Here is a 16488-nt window from a genome sequence, read left to right as displayed (position 1 = left end):
CTGAAACAATTTGAAGTTTTAAGGACATTGAATAATCCTTCTGAGTTCTTTTAACGTATTGACTTTTATTACTTTCCATAATAACGATTGTTTTAGTGTATCGTTATTTTAGGACTTTACATTATAAAAAACTATGAAACACCACAATTAAGTTTGTGGTGTTTTTTTGCTAAAAACAATTCTCTTTACAGATTTATATTAACAAAAATTGTTTAATTTTATATAATAACAATCTGCTTTACAGGTGTTTAGATAAATAAACATATATTTCATTTTTCCTTTTGCTTTTGTAGCCGGAGTGTATCTACTTGCGATGGTATTGCAAAAACAAAAATAATTATGAAAAATAGCCTAACAATTTTCGCACTTCTTTTAATTGGATTGTTCTCATGCAACAATAACACAGAAGAAGCGGGTCCATTACCAACAATCGATAATTACGTAGTTTCACCAGGTCATGATCACCATGCATTATCTGAAACAGAGACAATTGTGATCATGGGAGAAGAAGCAAATATTGATGCTGATCTTGCAGGAACTCAACTTCGCACTGTTGTTCTTGATATTCACTGGGGAGAAGGACATGAGCATTCAGCAAGAGTTTCAGGGAATGAGGATCGTCCTCAATGGACAGAGAAAATTACATGGAATTTTGGGGTTGAAGGTGGATTAACACCAGAAGGAATTTTCCCTAATAACCATAAACTACATCAACACATTGATGTTCCAACAGGAGTAAAAGAAGGTGAGTATCACTTTGTGTTGCATCTATGGGATGTAAATGGAAATGAAGTACAAAAAGCTTTGAATGTAGAAGTTCACGAAGAAGGACATGAACATGCTGAGTAATCTAAAGAAAAATACTTAGAGGGAAACACCACATCAATGTGTGGTGTTTTTTTTATGCTTTTTACTTTAATCCCAGAAATGTAGAATCAGTCAATGTACCCAAGAAAGCAATCAATTGTTCTTTTTCTGAAACTTTAAATTGAATTCCGTTTTTTAATGTGGAATCAAGAGTAGGGTAATACTGGATCATTTTCTCATAATGATCCAGAACATCGTGAATGGATTGATACCTTCCATCATGCATATAAGGAGCAGTGGCAAAAATATTTCTCAGCGTAGGGGTCTTGTATTTTAAATCATCTTCTTTCACCCTGCTAATTCTTCCTCTCCCTTTATTGATAGCCTCATGAGCATCAGAAAAAGTAGTGTCCAATCCATTATTGTGATAATCAAAATCTGTGAAAAATGGTTCTTGGTGACAGTGGCTGCAGTTCTTTTGATAGAGTTTATATCCTAAAGCTTCTTTTTCTGAAAACTGATATTTCCCCTCAAGATATAAATCATAATTGCTTTGGTTAGAAATCAAGGTTCTAACATACTGTGCTAAGGCTCTGGCTAAATGTGCAGAATAAACTTTATCCACTCCAAAAGCAGTTTTAAATTCTTCGCTGTAAAAGGAAGAAGCATTAATGTTTTTCATGAGGAGCTTTAAATCTGTCCCCATTTCATCTTCATGTGTAAGTGGGCCAAATATCAAGGATTCGATATTTTTGGCTCCTCCATCCCAGAACCACCCTTTTGCCCAAGCGATATTAATTAAGGCTGGGGAATTGCGTAGTAATGCTTTATGACTCACTCCTTGTTTTGAAAGTCCAACATTTTCTCCAAAACCATATTGTGGTTGATGACAATGCCCGCAGGATATAGTGGAGTCTTTGGATAAATTAGGGTCAAAAAAAAGTTTACGGCCCAATTCCACCTTCAAAGGGTCCATTTTATTGTGTTCTGGATCAGGAATATTTTGGTATGAAACGACAGAAGCTTGTCTATTTTCTTCACATGAAAACAAACAAGCCCCTACAAATACCGGAATGCTGATAAGTAAAATTATTTTACAAAGATTTCTTTCCATTCAAACATCTGAGCGTAATTGTCAGCGATTAATTGAGTATTAGGTCCAAACATAGTATCCTGATCAGTATCATTGGTAAAATCAATGAAGTTTGTTTTTCGTTGATCTTCGGGTACTAAAGCCTCTTTTTTATCACCGAAAATAAAGTCAACATGAACATCAAGAACAATTTCCTGTCTATGATTTCTATTTAGATAAATTTCTTTACCACTGAATTTTACAGTTCTGTAATTCGCATCTCCACCTATGTGATAGACCAAGCCTTTTGTATTAACACTGTCAATTAATCTAAGCCCTTCTACAAGCATAAATTTATAACCGGTGTCCCAGTTCCAAGCCATTCCATTGGCAGGGTCTAGGTCTCCAATCTGATCCGTACTGTAATTGGCAGAATTATCAACACCAACAGAAAATTCTAACTCTGTAAATGCATGGTTAGGCAGGCCCTTTAAAAGAATACTTGTGTCTGCTTTATTGATCATTTCAATTAAATGGTAGCTTTCAGGTACTTTGAAATGATTCGTTGCAGAGGTGTCTCTTAGCACTATATTGGATAAGTAGAAGCGAAAATCACTCATGATATACTTCTGGCTAAGAGCGTTAATGTATTCTTTATTGTAGGTTAATGAATCATCATCATGAATTAGGTTTAATTTGATGGTTAATTCTCCCGTTCCTGCGGCATCAAAAGTTTCTTTATAAGTGTCGCACCCCATTAAAAATGAGGATAATAAGAGTAATAGAAAAAATTGCTTCATGCTAAAATTTATTTTTATACATCATAGATTCTACTGGTTTCATAGTTCTATCGATGTATTTTGCGTCTTTCTTAATATGGTAATAATTTGTGATATCTCCTTCAACTTTAAAGTAAAATAACTGTCCGATTGGCATATTTTTATAAAGACGTACCGGCTGGGCCACACTGATTTCCAAAGTCCATGTATTACAAAAACCAACATCGCCAGCTCTTGAGTTGGCATTAATGCTGATGCCCAATCTTCCGACACTTGAAAGTCCTTCTAGAAAAGCGACATGCTCAAGCGTTTCGGTGTACTCTTTTGTTACACCAAGATAGATTTTTCCAGGGTGAAGAACAATCCCTTCGTCAGGAATTTCAAAGGTTTCAATTTCGTTGTGAGCTTTAGCATCTAATACCTCATTTTTGTAAACAGCAAGGTGCCTGCCCAAATGAACGTCGTAGGAGTTTGTACCCAAGCATTCTTTATTGAAAGGCTCAATTAGAATTGTACCCTTTTCTATTTCTTCTAATATTTTAGTGTCTGATAGTATCATTTATTTCCAATGATATGACTGTATTTTGAATTGGAAAATTGTTTTCTTTTTCACAAAACAAATGCCATAGCCATCTGAGTAGTAATGTTATGACATTTTATTTGATTAGTTTTTAACAGTGGCCTATTCTACGTAAAGGACTAATCCTTTTAAGTACTCATTTTCAGGATAGAAAATATTGATAGGGTGACAGTTTGGCTGTGTAGTTTGATGTAATATTCTTACATTTCTATGTGCCTCAGCGGCTGCTTGGAATACAATTTTTCTGAAGAGTTCCTTGTCAATTTTCTGAGAACAAGAAAAAGTAAAAATGATACCTCCTGGCTTGATTTTTCTTAGTGCCTTTAGGTTTAGTTGTTTGTAACCCCTTGCGGCCGCAGTTACCGCTTTGGCAGATTTTGCAAAAGCAGGAGGGTCCAAGATCACCACATCATAGTCATCTCTTTCCATTTTAGTAAGCTGCTCAAATACATCAGCACAGTATCCTTTATGTTCTCCATTCTCAAATCCGTTCAAGATGGCATTTTCATCACATAAATCAATGGCACCTTGGGAAGCATCAACTGAGTGGACAAGAGTAGCACCCGCTTTTAAAGCATACATACTAAAACCACCGCTGTAACTGAAAGTATTCAATACTTTCGCTCCTTTAGAATATTTTCCCACTAAAGCCCTAGCATCTCTTTGATCTAAGAAAAAGCCTGTTTTTTGTCCAGTCTCAACATCAACCCAAAACTTCACGCCATTTTCTAATACCTCAACCTTTGGAGATCCTTGTTTTTCAGTAAGCCATCCTTTAGGAGTTTCAACATTTTCAAGACGTTTAGAAATCTCTTTACTTTTGTTGTAAATTCTTTCAAAACCTAGTTCTTGAAACGCTTTGATAATCATTGGAGCAATTCTATCTACTCCCTTAATCAAGATTTGAAGCGAAATAAGGTCATTGTAAACATCTGCAATCAATCCAGGGAAAAAATCTCCTTCTCCATGGATCAAACGATAACAGTTTGTTTCTTCTGTAATCACATGTGCCTTTCTCAATGCAAACGCTTTTGCAATTTTATCAGACCAATATTCTTGAGTAGAAGGGTCAATTTCTCTTCTTGTATATTCAAAAACTCTACAGACAATTTGATTGCCGGGAGCATAGAATCCATAGCCTAAACGTTTGTCATTGCTATGAACGATCTCAACAATGTCGCCATCATCTAAGCCCTCAGGCATTTTAGCTACAGCTCCAGAGTAAACCCAAGGATGTCTATTATCTAGTGCCTTAAGTTTGTTTTTTTTGATATATATCTTTTCCAATTTCTTCTATTTAACGTCGGCTCCTTTTACTTTATTTTTCAATTTCATCAACTTTTCGAATGCTGAATTCGGCATTGTTTTCCTTAATAAGTTGACATACTTTTCATACTTCAATAATGAATTGTAATATTCATCTACTTCTGGCGTATCCAATCTTTCTTTGACAATATTCCAGGTTTCTATTTTAGAATCAATAGACCCCACATCGGATAACCCGCCTGCTGCGAACTTTGTTACAAAAACATGTACATGCTGAAAAGAAGCACCGTCATACCATCGATTAAAGATGAAATGAAAATCTGCTGAAATTTTCCACTTTTCCCATTCAAAAGGAAATTGAAGTAAAAGATCTCTCTTAACAAATAATGCTTGATGACTGCATATCATCCCTTTCCATAATTGATTAGGGCTTCCTGCAGTTTTTACTTTGGTTAAATGCTCATAGACCACTTCATGATCTCCATACAATAATTGAGCGGCGGGTTGTACCTCGGCAAACATCTGAGAAACAGTGGTGTCATCATAAAAAACATCTCCTGCATTCATGAAAATAACCCATTCTCCAGAAGCTAATCGAGCTCCCTTGTTCATTGCATCATAAATACCTTTGTCCTGTTCAGATACATAGACCTGAATGTCCTTCTTGTATTTTTCAATGATTTCAGGAGTCCTGTCTTTCGACCCTCCATCTACAACAACGTACTCGATATTAGGATAATCTTGTTGAATGACACTCTTTAAAGTCTCTTCAATTTCTGTTTCACAATTATATGAAATAGTGACTACGCTTATTTTAACCATAAATGCAAAGATAGTAATCACAGAAGATCTTTTTGATAAATTGTATTATAAATTAAGTGTTGTTGGGTAATTGTAGTGTCGTTTTTAGTGTTTTAATTTTAGATAAGGCTATTAAAAATGGAAAAAAGATACAACTATTAAGGATCTATCTTTTGACTTTTATCACAAAGGAGTAATTTTGCAGATCAATTTGCTTTGAGAAGCAAGAAAAATCTTAATTAGAAAATGGAGCAACAAATTATAAATGGTATTGCCGAAGCAGTAAAGGCAATTTATGATGTAGAATTACCTACTTCCAGAATTGTATTACAACCTACAAAAAAAGAGTTTGAAGGTTCTTTGACTTTCGTGACTTTTTCTTTGACAAAACAATTGGGTAAAAACCCAGTGGAAATTGGTGAGGAAATCGGAAGGTACTTAAAGGAAAACACGGAGGCAGTTGCCGATTATAATATTGTAAAAGGATTTTTAAACTTGGTGATCAGCAAAGGTGTTTGGGTAAATACTTTGGCTTCAATTGCTGAGGATAAAAACTATGGTCACTTGCCAAGCAATGGTGAAAAAGTGATGGTAGAATATTCTTCTCCAAATACCAACAAGCCACTTCACCTAGGTCACTTAAGAAACAACTTTTTAGGTCACTCTGTTTCTTTAATTTTGGATGCGGCCGGATATGATGTACAAAAAGTAAACCTTGTAAATGACAGAGGTATTCATATTTGTAAATCAATGTTGGCTTACACAAAGTTTGGGAAAGGTGAGGAGCCAAGTGAAACACTAAAAGGTGATAAATTGGTGGGTAATTACTATGTGGCTTTTGATAAGGCTTACAAAGTAGAAATTGCCCAATTAATTGAAGAAAAGAAATCAGACTATGCTTCATTAGAAGGAGTGGAGGATTTGAAAGCATTGAAAAAATCCATTGAGGGGAAAGGTGCTTCCAAGAAAAACAAAATTCCTTTAACAGATGAAGAGAAAGTTCAGATTAAAGATGTCAAAGCATTATTTGAGTATGCAGAGAAAAATGCACCTCTATTATTAGAGGCTCAAGAAATGTTGAGAAAGTGGGAGGCAGGTGATGAAGAAACTGTTGCACTTTGGAAGAAAATGAACGATTGGGTGTACGCTGGTTTTGCACAGTCTTATGAAATGATGGGTGTAGAGTTCGATAATGTATATTACGAATCTCAAACTTATCTATTGGGTAAAGACATCGTTCAAGAAGGATTAGATAGTGGTGTTTTCTTCAAAAAGGAAAATGGCTCTGTTTGGATTGATCTGAAAGCTGAAAAACTGGATGAGAAATTAGTACTTAGAGGAGATGGTACAGCTGTATACATGACACAAGATATGGGTACGGCTGATTTGAAGTACAAAGACTTTGGTATGAACAAGTCTGTATATGTAGTGGGTAACGAGCAGGACTACCACTTCAAAGTGCTTCAAGCTATTATGAAAAAACTAGGTCGTCCTTACGCTGATGGAATTTTTCACTTATCATATGGTATGGTGGAATTGCCAGAAGGTAAAATGAAATCTCGTGAGGGAACAGTTGTTGATGCTGATGACTTAATCCAAGAAATGATCGATACAGCTCAGGAACGTACTGAAGAATCTGGTAAAATCGATGGATTTACACTTGAAGAGGCAAAAGTATTGTTCAAGCAGTTGGCATTAGGTGCATTGAAATATTACTTATTGAAAGTAGATCCTAAGAAAACAATGCTTTTCAACCCTAAAGAATCGATCGATTTCCAAGGAGATACAGGTGTTTATATTCAATACAATCACGCTAAAATTCAAGCTTTATTAAGAAGAGCTGATAAAGATGGTATCGATTACACAGCTGCAGGATATAAAGGTTTGACAGATATCTCTGAAGCGGAGGCTGATTTAGTAGCAATTCTTTCAAAATTAAATGATAAGATTGTGGAGTCAGCAGATGCTTACGCTCCATCTATCATTGCTAACTATGCTTTTGACGTTGCAAAACAATATTCAAAAGTATATTCAGAATCACCAATCTTCAATGAAGAGGATGATAAGAAGAAAGCATTTAGAATTGCCTTGTCGAAACAATCATCAGATGCGATTAGAATTGCATTAAGTTTGATTGGTGTACAATCGCCATCAAGAATGTAATCTGTAGATATTAAAATATTTAAAAGGCTTCTTTTTCACTGAAAAAGAAGCCTTTTTTGTACTATGCCAAAACTAGATAACAACTATTTTTGGCTTAAAACTTATATTTCTTAAGCTGTTGGAATTGGCTTAGGTTTTTTATTATCATCAATAGAAACATAAACAAACATGCCTTCTGTCACTAAATAGTTATGTGAATCTGTATGTCCTTCCAAAAGAGGTTTGGCCCATACTTCCAAGTGAATTTTCAAAGAAGTTCTTCCTTTTTTTACCACTTCTCCATAAACACAAACAGCGTCTCCAACACTTACTGGCTTATGAAATGTCATACCGTCAACTGCCACAGTTACAGTTCTTCCAAGTGCTACTTCTTTAGCCAGAATCCCTCCAGCAATATCCATTTGTGACATAATCCATCCACCAAAAATATCTCCATTAGCATTGGTGTCAGCGGGCATAGCTAGCGTACGTAGTAATAAGTCTCCTTTGGGAGTGTTATTGTCCAACATGTTCAAAAAGTTTAGGTGTATAATTTGCGAATATAGGAATATTTATTCTCTATTATCTTCAGTTTGTGAAATAAGATTTTAGTGTATTCTTTACAGGTAAAATATTATTATTTCAAGATTTAATATAGTAATTTATTATAAAGAGTTGAAAATCTGATATTTATGTTAAATCGATTCTAAATAATAAATTAATATAGATTTTTTAATATTTTAATGTATACTTCTAATATTTTTGCCTACCTTGCATGTATATGAGTTGAGTTTCTTATTTATAACTATTTAAAATACGGTAGTTTCCAGTTTAGATCGTTTTTCACATTTGATATTTCATCTCAATAGTTGTTTTTTTTATTACCATTTTTATTTGTTGAAGATGAATATCTTTGTAGCAAAATTAAATTACAATACTCAAGAAGAAGCATTAAGAGTATTATTTGAAAACTTTGGAGAAGTTTCCTCTGCAAAAGTAGTTTACGATCGTGAAACAGAGCGTTCTAAAGGTTTTGGTTTCGTTGAGATGCCAAATGACGAAGAAGCTAACACTGCTATCGAGCAATTGAATGAGTCAGAATTAGATGGCCGTACTATTGTAGTAAAACAAGCACGTCCACGTGAGAACAACGGTGGAAACCGTGGCGGTGGATATGGTGGCGGTAACCGCGGAGGCGGATACGGCGGCGGTGGTTACAATAGAGGTGGTGGAAGATACTAATCTCCACAACATCTAAGTAATTATATCAAAAGGTCTAGCAACTGAGGTTGTTAGACCTTTTCTTTTACATTAAGAATTTATTATCTTATTGTATTAAAGACCCAAAAATAACCCTGCAATGAAATTTGAAAAGATCATTCTGCTTGTATTATCTTTTTTAATCATCACCCCATTCACTAAAGCTCAGAACAATATTGAAACGATTTCTCAAGAAAAACTGCAAATGTATAAGGAAATTCAAAGCCTTATTGTCGCAGATTCTATTTATAGAGATTTTCTAAGGCGTCAGTTATCAAAGTTAGACTCATTATCGAGTAATCATCCCAAAAAGCAAGTGAAATTTATTGTAAAGGGAAAGCCTGTGGCTCCTTTTGAAGATACACTATTTTTTGTGCATCGTAGAGCTGATATTTCTGCTCTTGAAAGATCTCAGGCATTATCTGATTCAATAGTAGAGATTGCTGAAAATACGCTTTATTTAATGGATTCGGTGGAATTGCAGGTGTTTGATACAAACTTTCAGTTGGTTTATCAGGAAAATGTACTTCATACAGTTGATTCCATAGATGCCTCTCTAACTTCCATGTCAAAACTGGAATTAGCAAAACTAAGACAGGAGCAAATCAATCATGCTTTAAGAGATAAAATCAATTATCAAGGGCAAGTCTCGGGTATTATTGCATCAATTGGTTTGGTGATATTATTGATTTTAATCGTATTGATCAATAGAGGGTATAAAGTCACTATGATTAAAGTAATCCGTGATGAAAAGGGGTGGTTTAGAAGTAAAACAGTCAAAAATGTAAGAATACTGACAGAAGAGAATCAGATTTTAATTGCGAAATATTTATTGATTGGAATAAGAATTACTCTGATAGTCATTTTAGTTTCATTGTATTTGCCAATAGTAGGAAGGTTCTCTCCACCATTAAGAGATTTTTCTGATGAAGTTTTTGGTTACATTATAGATCCCTTTTTAGAGATTATATATGCAATAATAGCTTATACACCTAGTTTGTTGAAGATTATTGTAATCATACTTGTATTCCATTACTCTATAAGAATCATTAAAACTTTTGCGAAGGCTATTGCTGAAGGTCGGTTAAAAATACATGGGTTTTATCCTGATTGGGTGCCACCGACCATGAAAATCATAAAGTTTGTGCTTTATACTTTTATGATAATAATGATATTTCCATTATTGCCAGGGGCTGAATCTCAGGAGTTCAAAGGAATCTCCGTTTTTGTAGGTGTTTTGCTTTCCATAGGTTCTACTTCAGTAATAACGAATGCTATTAGCGGTATTGTTATCACTTATATGAGACGATTTAAAATTGGTGACTGGATAAAAATTAACGATGTAATGGGTGAGGTAGTAGAGCGTTCATTATTTGTGACACGTTTGAAGTCTTCTAAAAATGAAATCATTACGATACCGAATAGCAAAATCTCAGAATCCAATACCATTAATTATTCTCAACCAATAAATCGTTATAAACTTATTATCCATACCACTGTCACGATCGGGTATGATGTGCCTTGGAGGAAAGTGCATGCCATGCTAAAAGAAGCTGCTGAAATGACAGAAGGTTTAATTGCAGGTGAAATTCCATTTGTATTGCAAACCTCATTGGATGATTATTATGTAAGTTATCAATTGAATGCTCATACAAAACAACCTCAAAAAATTCCACGTATTTATTCTCGGTTGCATCAAAATATCCAAGATGTTTTTGCAAGGGAAAAAGTAGAAATTATGTCACCACATTACAGAGCAAACAGAGAGGATAATGAAATTACTATTCCTGATTATAAATTAATGCAAGATGATAAAGAGGCATCACCTGCAACTGATCAAAAAGAAAATGAAGAGAATAATGATAATAAATAGAGAATTCAAAACTCTTTATTGATGAATTCAAAAACTTTCGTCAATTTCGCTTTATGAATTTGATATCGAAGTATTTTAAAATTCTTTCAAAAATACTATTTGTAGGAAAAGCAGTTTTACGTCAAAAATCCTTTATTAAAAAACAGCTTATACCTCAAATCAACCCTTATTTTCAAAGTACTGATGAAACATTGTCCGAGAAAGACTATAAAAAAATCACAAAGTATTATGGTTTGATCGTCCCAGCTATTCTAGGCGAATTGATTTGCTTTTTAAGAGGACAAAAAATGTCTCTAGATGAGAGAAAGTACAGTACATATCAAAGTAGTGTAACAGGCCTTGTGGATGATTTTTTTGATGTTCAAAATTTATCATTAGATGAAGTAAAGAAGATTGTTGCTTTTGAGAAAGCACCTTCTAATTCCTCTGAAGAGCTTTTTGATTTTCTTCATTCTGAAAGTTTAGAATTTTACAAAACAAGAAAAGGGTATCTTGAAAGCTTAGATCAGGTTTTACAGGTGCAAGAAGATAGTAAAAAGCAATTTCAACAAGGATTACAAAGTAGAGAAGAACTATTAGATCTTACGATCAGAAAAGGAGGGGAGTCTTTTTTATATTATGTCAGGCTATATATCGAAAATATTACACCCCAAGATGAGAAATTCTTTTATTTATTAGGAGGGATCACGCAGTTCGGTAATGACATTTTTGACCTTTATGAAGATATTCAAGAAAATGTAGATACGCTTTTGACTACAACAACTTCAATTACAGAAGTAAAAGAAATATTTTTGAATTTAATAAAAGAAGTATTTCAGTTATCTCAGCACGTATCTTTCAATAAAATTGATACCTTTTTAGAGTTTTACAGCATCGGTGTGTTTAATAGGTGTATTGTTTGTTTGGAGCAATATGAATCCTTACAAGAAAACACTCCATCTAATCTTTTTCAACCCAAAAACAATACAAGAAAAGAGCTGATATGTGATATGGAAAAACCATCTAACTTATTGAGATCGTTTACTATGGACATAAAAAAAGAGATTAATTTATCATCAATCTCTTCAAAGTAATTATTGGTATGGATTAGGATAAACCTAACTATTTTTAATCATAGGGACAGATAATACAGCGACTGCTGAAACCATAATCGCGGAAATTGATGCCATCATAACGCCAACTTTTGTATCGGCATTAATAGCGGATTGAATTACTCCAAAGTCTAAGACTAGGAAAATAGTAGGTACGATAAATAGCAAAAACTTTTTCATGGTTACTTTGATTTTAGTGTGTGTTATTTAGTGTATTATATATTTAAATACGTATTTGATACCTACTTAGATAAGGGCATTAACATTTGATATAAATCTTTCACTTATAAAAAAAAATATCACTTGATTCTTGAATTTACATCTAATAAATTGTGAAAAATTTGATCAACTTATGTTAACAAGAAGACCACGCCGTAACAGAAAGTCAGCAGTAATTCGTCAAATGGTTCAAGAAACTTTATTGACAGTAGATGACTTCATTTTCCCTTTATTTATAATTGAAGGAGAAAATATAAAAGAAGAGATACCTTCAATGCCGGGTATCTATAGATATACATTGGATCATTTAATGGTCGAAATAGGAGAGTGTTTAGATTTAGGAATTAAATCATTCTGCCTTTTCCCTTCAGTAAAAGAAGATAAAAAGGACAGGGCTGCTACAGAAGGAAGTAACCCTGAGGGAATCTATCAAGTAGCATTGTCTTCAATCAAAGAGAAATATCCTGAAGCTATGTTAATGACTGATGTAGCAATGGACCCTTACAGTTCAGATGGTCATGATGGCATTGTAGAAGATGGTAAAATCCTTAATGATGAATCGTTGGAAGTCCTTGGGAAAATGGCTTTAGCACAGGCAAAAGCAGGTGCTGATATTATAGGACCTTCAGATATGATGGACGGTAGAATAGGGTATATCCGTGAAGTATTAGATGATAACGGATATACAGATGTTTCTATAATGGCTTATTCAGCTAAGTATGCTTCAGCATTTTATGGCCCATTCCGTGATGCCTTAAATTCTGCACCAAAATTTGGTGACAAGAAGACTTATCAAATGGATCCTGCAAATGTGAAAGAAGCACTTATTGAAGCTGAACTTGATTATGTAGAGGGGGCAGATTTCCTTATGGTGAAGCCGGCTTTATCTTACTTGGATATTATCAAAGCACTTTCTGATAATTTTGATATTCCAATCACAGCCTATAATGTGTCTGGTGAATATGCAATGCTAAAAGCAGCAGCTCAAAATGGCTGGCTTGAAAATGATAAAACAATGATGGAGATGCTCTTAAGTATCAAAAGAGCTGGCGCAAGTGCAATCTTAACGTACTTCGCAAAAGAAGCGGCTGTACTTTTGAAAAAGTAAGCAGTCCAACTTTCATAAAAGCTTTCTATTAGTTAATTTCTGATAGAAAGCTTTTTTGTATCATATAGTAAATAAAACCAACTATGCATTACTCGATAAAGAGAAACGAATCACATCAATTTTTCTTAACAATTCAACTGACGTTCGAAGCGGATACATCAGAAGCAATCTTAAAATTACCTTTATGGAGACCTGGTAGGTATCAAGCCCAAAACTTTGCAAAGAATATTAGAGAGATTTCTTCATCAAAAGGGCAGTTGAAAGTTAATGGGCGAAACCAATGGAAATTGACAGGTATTGATAAAGGTGATCAAGTTGCAATCACTTATAATTATTATGCTAGGCATCAAGATGCTGGAGGAACATGGTTAAGTGAACAATTCTGTTTGATCAATTTTATCGGGTGTGCTTTAGTACCAGTATCAAAATTAAAAGATAAAATAACAGTTGCTGTAGATTTTGATTCATCTTATGAAATAGCTACATCTGCAAAACTGGAGAAAGGTCAGTTTGTCTTTGAAGATTTTGAAGACTTGACAGAATCACCAATTTTATTAGGAAAACAACTCCATCATGGAAGCTTCGAATATGATAATTCCACACATCATATATGGTTGCAAGGAGATGTGAAACCTGATTGGAAGAAAATTATTAAAGACTTCAAAGCCTATACAAAAGTTCAGTTTGATATCTTTAAATTCTTTCCACATAAAGAATTTCATTACCTCTGCGTATTGCCAATTTTCAAACACTATCACGGTGTTGAACATCACAAGAATACAGTAATCACTTTAGGCCCATCAAGTGAATTTCATAATGAAGATTTCTATAATAATTTATTAGGGGTCAGTTCACATGAACTATTCCATGTATGGAACATCAAACAAATCAGGCCTGCAGAATTATTGCCATACAACCTTTTTCAAGAAACCTATTTTGATACAGGCTATGTAGCGGAAGGAATGACAACCTATTATGGTGATGCTTGTTTATATAGAGCAGGGGTTTTCAGTGAAAAACAGTACAAGAAAGAGCTGAACACTTTATTAGATCGTCATTTTGAGAATCAAGGAAGGTTTGTGAAATCAGTGACTGATTCGTCATTAGAATTATGGGTGGATGGTTATGAAAAAGGTATTCCATCAAGAAAAACATCAATTTATGTCAAAGGAGCATTGATTGCTTTGATGCTCGACAGTGAAATTCAAAGAATAACCAATAAGGCAAAAAGCTTGGATGATGTAATGTCTATTTTCTACCAAGAATATGGCTTAAATCAAAAAGGGTATACATCAGACGATTTCCAAACCATAGTAAACAAAGTAAGCGGATCTGATTTTAGTACATTCTTTAATGACTTTGTTTATGGAATTGAACCACTTGAAGATAAATTAAAAGAAAGCCTAATGTTCTTAGGGTGGAAGGTAGAGAAAACAAATTCAGAAAGTAGATGGATGAGTGATTTCGGAATTAAACTATCAAATTCAGGAGAAGTAATAGACGTAGCTTATAACAATAGTGATGATATTCAGGTAGGGGATGTGTTTAAATATTGTGATCAACAAAAGGTGACATCATGGGAAAATGTATTAGGAGATAAGGAAAAAATAGACATTTTTTTAGAAAGAGATGGACAAATAGTTGCAAAACAGTTTCTTGCAAAGAAAAAAATGTACTATTCTAAGTTAAGTGTAACTTAATATGCGTATCTTTGGTTAATAAAGCTTAAGCACGATTTTGGAATTTCAAAATAATACTGATAGCTGTTGCTTCCCTATTTAAATTTTACATAAAATCCTCAAATCTTTCATATCGAACTGACATGAAAAATCTACTCTTAATTTTTTTATTTCTTACTTCAACTGCTGTATTCGCTCAAGAAAAAAACCCAATTGAATTGTTCTTTAAAAACGCTGAGAAATTCAGAGTGGCAAAAGACTATCATAGGGCGATTGTGGAGTATGAACAAGCAATATCTTTAGCTGATACAGTAGCTAAAGTACATTATTGGAAAGGTGTGTGTAACTTGATGATCAAGGATACAACAAGAGCATTACAAGACTGGCAAAAGGTGATAGCTCTAGACAATAAATATATGCCAGTATACCCCGCACTTTCTAAAGTTTATCAGAATCAGAAAGAATATGTGGCTTACAAGAAAAATGTTGATCAGTGGCTTTCAGTAGAAAAAGACCCAATCAAAAGAATCAACCTTTGTGTAGAGACCTCTAATTTCTTTTTCTACCAAGATCGCTTCCAAGATGCAAGAATCTATTCACAGAATGCATTAAAAATAGCTCCTGACCACGTAGAATCTTTATACTTAGATGCACAAATCACAAACAATCTAGGAAAGTATACTGAGTCCATCACAACAATAGATAAAATACTAGCTCAGTTCCCAGAGAATGCACCTATCAACCAAACAGCTAAATACTTTTATGAAAAAGGTATGGCTTATTATCTTATGGAAGACTATAATAGTGCAATGCCAATTTTGAACAAAGCAGATGTAGGACCATACAAGCCTTTCATTACAAAGTTAAAGCCCGATTACTTCTTTGCAGTAGCTTCAGCTTATGAAGATATCTACAACTTCGAGCAAGCTAAAACAATGTTAGAAAAGGCCATGAAGATCGATCCAACTTATATCAAAGCCAATATCCTTCTAGCAGATATCATTGTAAGAGAAGAACACCACCATAAAGGTATTCATCTCTTCGAACTAGGCTTGAAAGACTACAAAGGCTTCGATAAACTCTATCTAAAAGCCTATGACGAGTTTATTGATATCCTGATCTGCTCAAAGAAATACGAAAAGGCATTAAAATATGCAGACGAATGCTTAGCCAATTTCCAAGGAGCTAGAAATATCTTATACTACAAACTAGTAGCTCAATACAAATTAGGGCAAAGAGAAGACGCTATCAATACTGGCATCAACCTTTTGAGCAACTCTAACGTTTCCCCTCAAGAATTTGTAAAAATAAGCTTATTGATGGGTTTTGTATACAATAAGCAAAACTTACCTAAATGTATTCAGTCTTTCCAGGATGCTAGAAAAGGACCTTATTTTCCTGCAGCTACTTATTCTATTGAGTCTTTTAATGATGAGAAGGAGGCACAATTGTAAAATTATATCTTTTTCTTTTAGAAACCATAAATCTCCTTTAAGGTTTGTGAGATAGATACAATACAAGTATTAGATTCAAAAACAAAACCTCCAATAGTGAAATGCTAGTGGAGGTTTTTTGTATATGGTTATATGAATTATGTTTTCCAGAGGTAGTATAATTGTCCATTTGGAAAAAGAAATAGGGAACCTTGGTAAATACTTAATCTACTAGCAATGAGTTATTTACTTGTTTTAAAATGTAAAAAAGACCCCGAAAAATGTCGAATTAGGCTTTTTTCGGGGGTTTAACTTGCATAAATTTGAGTTCCAACAAAAAATCTATTACAAGTCTGACTCAAATATAACATGCAATTC

At 34.0% G+C, this 16488-nt stretch carries 15 protein-coding genes; 8 read left to right on the top strand and 7 right to left on the bottom strand.

The features are described from left to right. Positions 1-339: 339 nt before the first annotated feature. On the top strand, positions 340-849 hold the full coding sequence (locus tag HHU12_RS30435) for a DUF4625 domain-containing protein (RefSeq protein ID WP_169660512.1): 510 nt from the start codon (positions 340-342) through the stop codon (positions 847-849). Positions 850-910: 61 nt separating this feature from the next. On the opposite strand, the gene HHU12_RS30430 is transcribed toward HHU12_RS30435, so the two are convergent. The 5 genes from HHU12_RS30430 to HHU12_RS30410 all read right to left on the bottom strand — a co-directional run bounded on the left by HHU12_RS30430 (position 911) and on the right by HHU12_RS30410 (position 5326). After that, entirely contained in the window at positions 911-1921 is a 1011-nt protein-coding gene (locus HHU12_RS30430) for a cytochrome-c peroxidase (RefSeq protein WP_169660511.1), read from the bottom strand. Beyond that, positions 1897-2679 (bottom strand): MbnP family protein, encoded by a 783-nt coding sequence (locus tag HHU12_RS30425; protein ID WP_169660510.1) that lies wholly within the window; start codon positions 2677-2679, stop codon positions 1897-1899. The genes HHU12_RS30430 and HHU12_RS30425 overlap by 25 nt, the downstream gene beginning before the upstream one ends. 1 nt (position 2680) lies before the next feature. Then, on the bottom strand, positions 2681-3217 hold the full coding sequence (gene dcd, locus HHU12_RS30420; RefSeq protein WP_169660509.1) for a dCTP deaminase: 537 nt from the start codon (positions 3215-3217) through the stop codon (positions 2681-2683). Between the two features lie 123 nt (positions 3218-3340). Further along, positions 3341-4525 carry a class I SAM-dependent rRNA methyltransferase gene (locus HHU12_RS30415; RefSeq protein ID WP_240971199.1) on the bottom strand — a complete coding sequence of 395 codons (1185 nt, stop codon included), beginning with the start codon at positions 4523-4525 and terminating at the stop codon, positions 3341-3343. 6 nt (positions 4526-4531) lie between these two features. Continuing rightward, positions 4532-5326, bottom strand: coding sequence for a glycosyltransferase family 2 protein (locus tag HHU12_RS30410; protein WP_205960034.1), 795 nt, complete (start codon positions 5324-5326; stop codon positions 4532-4534). A gap of 225 nt (positions 5327-5551) precedes the next feature. Between HHU12_RS30410 and HHU12_RS30405 the strand changes: the two genes are divergently transcribed. Then, a complete protein-coding gene (locus tag HHU12_RS30405; RefSeq protein WP_169660507.1) occupies positions 5552-7468 on the top strand; it encodes an arginine--tRNA ligase in 1917 nt (638 codons plus the stop codon). A 110-nt stretch (positions 7469-7578) separates the two neighbouring features. Here the strand turns inward: HHU12_RS30405 and yciA are convergent, their stop codons facing one another. Then, positions 7579-7977 carry an acyl-CoA thioester hydrolase YciA gene (yciA, locus tag HHU12_RS30400; protein ID WP_169660506.1) on the bottom strand — a complete coding sequence of 133 codons (399 nt, stop codon included), beginning with the start codon at positions 7975-7977 and terminating at the stop codon, positions 7579-7581. A 373-nt stretch (positions 7978-8350) separates the two neighbouring features. On the opposite strand from yciA, the gene HHU12_RS30395 reads away from it, so the two are divergent. From HHU12_RS30395 to HHU12_RS30385, 3 genes are all read left to right on the top strand, one after another. Beyond that, complete coding sequence (locus HHU12_RS30395; RefSeq protein WP_169660505.1) at positions 8351-8689, top strand: RNA recognition motif domain-containing protein; 339 nt, start codon at positions 8351-8353, stop codon at positions 8687-8689. Positions 8690-8807: 118 nt separating this feature from the next. Then, complete coding sequence (locus tag HHU12_RS30390; RefSeq protein ID WP_169660504.1) at positions 8808-10580, top strand: mechanosensitive ion channel family protein; 1773 nt, start codon at positions 8808-8810, stop codon at positions 10578-10580. Between the two features lie 53 nt (positions 10581-10633). Then, positions 10634-11653 (top strand): hypothetical protein, encoded by a 1020-nt coding sequence (locus HHU12_RS30385; protein ID WP_169660503.1) that lies wholly within the window; start codon positions 10634-10636, stop codon positions 11651-11653. A 24-nt stretch (positions 11654-11677) separates the two neighbouring features. Here HHU12_RS30385 and HHU12_RS30380 read toward each other — a convergent pair whose 3' ends face one another. After that, the gene (locus tag HHU12_RS30380) at positions 11678-11851 is read right to left on the bottom strand and encodes a hypothetical protein (RefSeq protein WP_169660502.1); all 174 of its coding nucleotides are present in this window, start codon (positions 11849-11851) and stop codon (positions 11678-11680) included. Between the two features lie 172 nt (positions 11852-12023). Here HHU12_RS30380 and hemB point away from each other — a divergent pair, with 172 nt between their 5' ends. The 3 genes from hemB (at position 12024) to HHU12_RS30365 (ending at position 16131) form a co-directional block, all read left to right on the top strand. Next, the gene (gene hemB, locus HHU12_RS30375; protein ID WP_169660501.1) at positions 12024-12998 is read left to right on the top strand and encodes a porphobilinogen synthase; all 975 of its coding nucleotides are present in this window, start codon (positions 12024-12026) and stop codon (positions 12996-12998) included. 83 nt (positions 12999-13081) lie between these two features. Continuing rightward, positions 13082-14698 (top strand): M61 family metallopeptidase, encoded by a 1617-nt coding sequence (locus tag HHU12_RS30370; protein ID WP_169660500.1) that lies wholly within the window; start codon positions 13082-13084, stop codon positions 14696-14698. A gap of 122 nt (positions 14699-14820) precedes the next feature. Beyond that, positions 14821-16131: a tetratricopeptide repeat protein gene (locus HHU12_RS30365; RefSeq protein WP_169660499.1), complete on the top strand. Its 1311-nt coding sequence runs from the start codon at positions 14821-14823 to the stop codon at positions 16129-16131. Positions 16132-16488: the final 357 nt, after the last annotated feature.

The organism is Flammeovirga aprica JL-4, assembly GCF_012844305.1.
Classification (GTDB): Bacteria; Bacteroidota; Bacteroidia; order Cytophagales; family Flammeovirgaceae; genus Flammeovirga; species Flammeovirga aprica.
The sequence above is the reverse complement of the archived record's forward strand: the minus strand, read 5'-3'. Positions and strand labels throughout refer to the sequence as shown.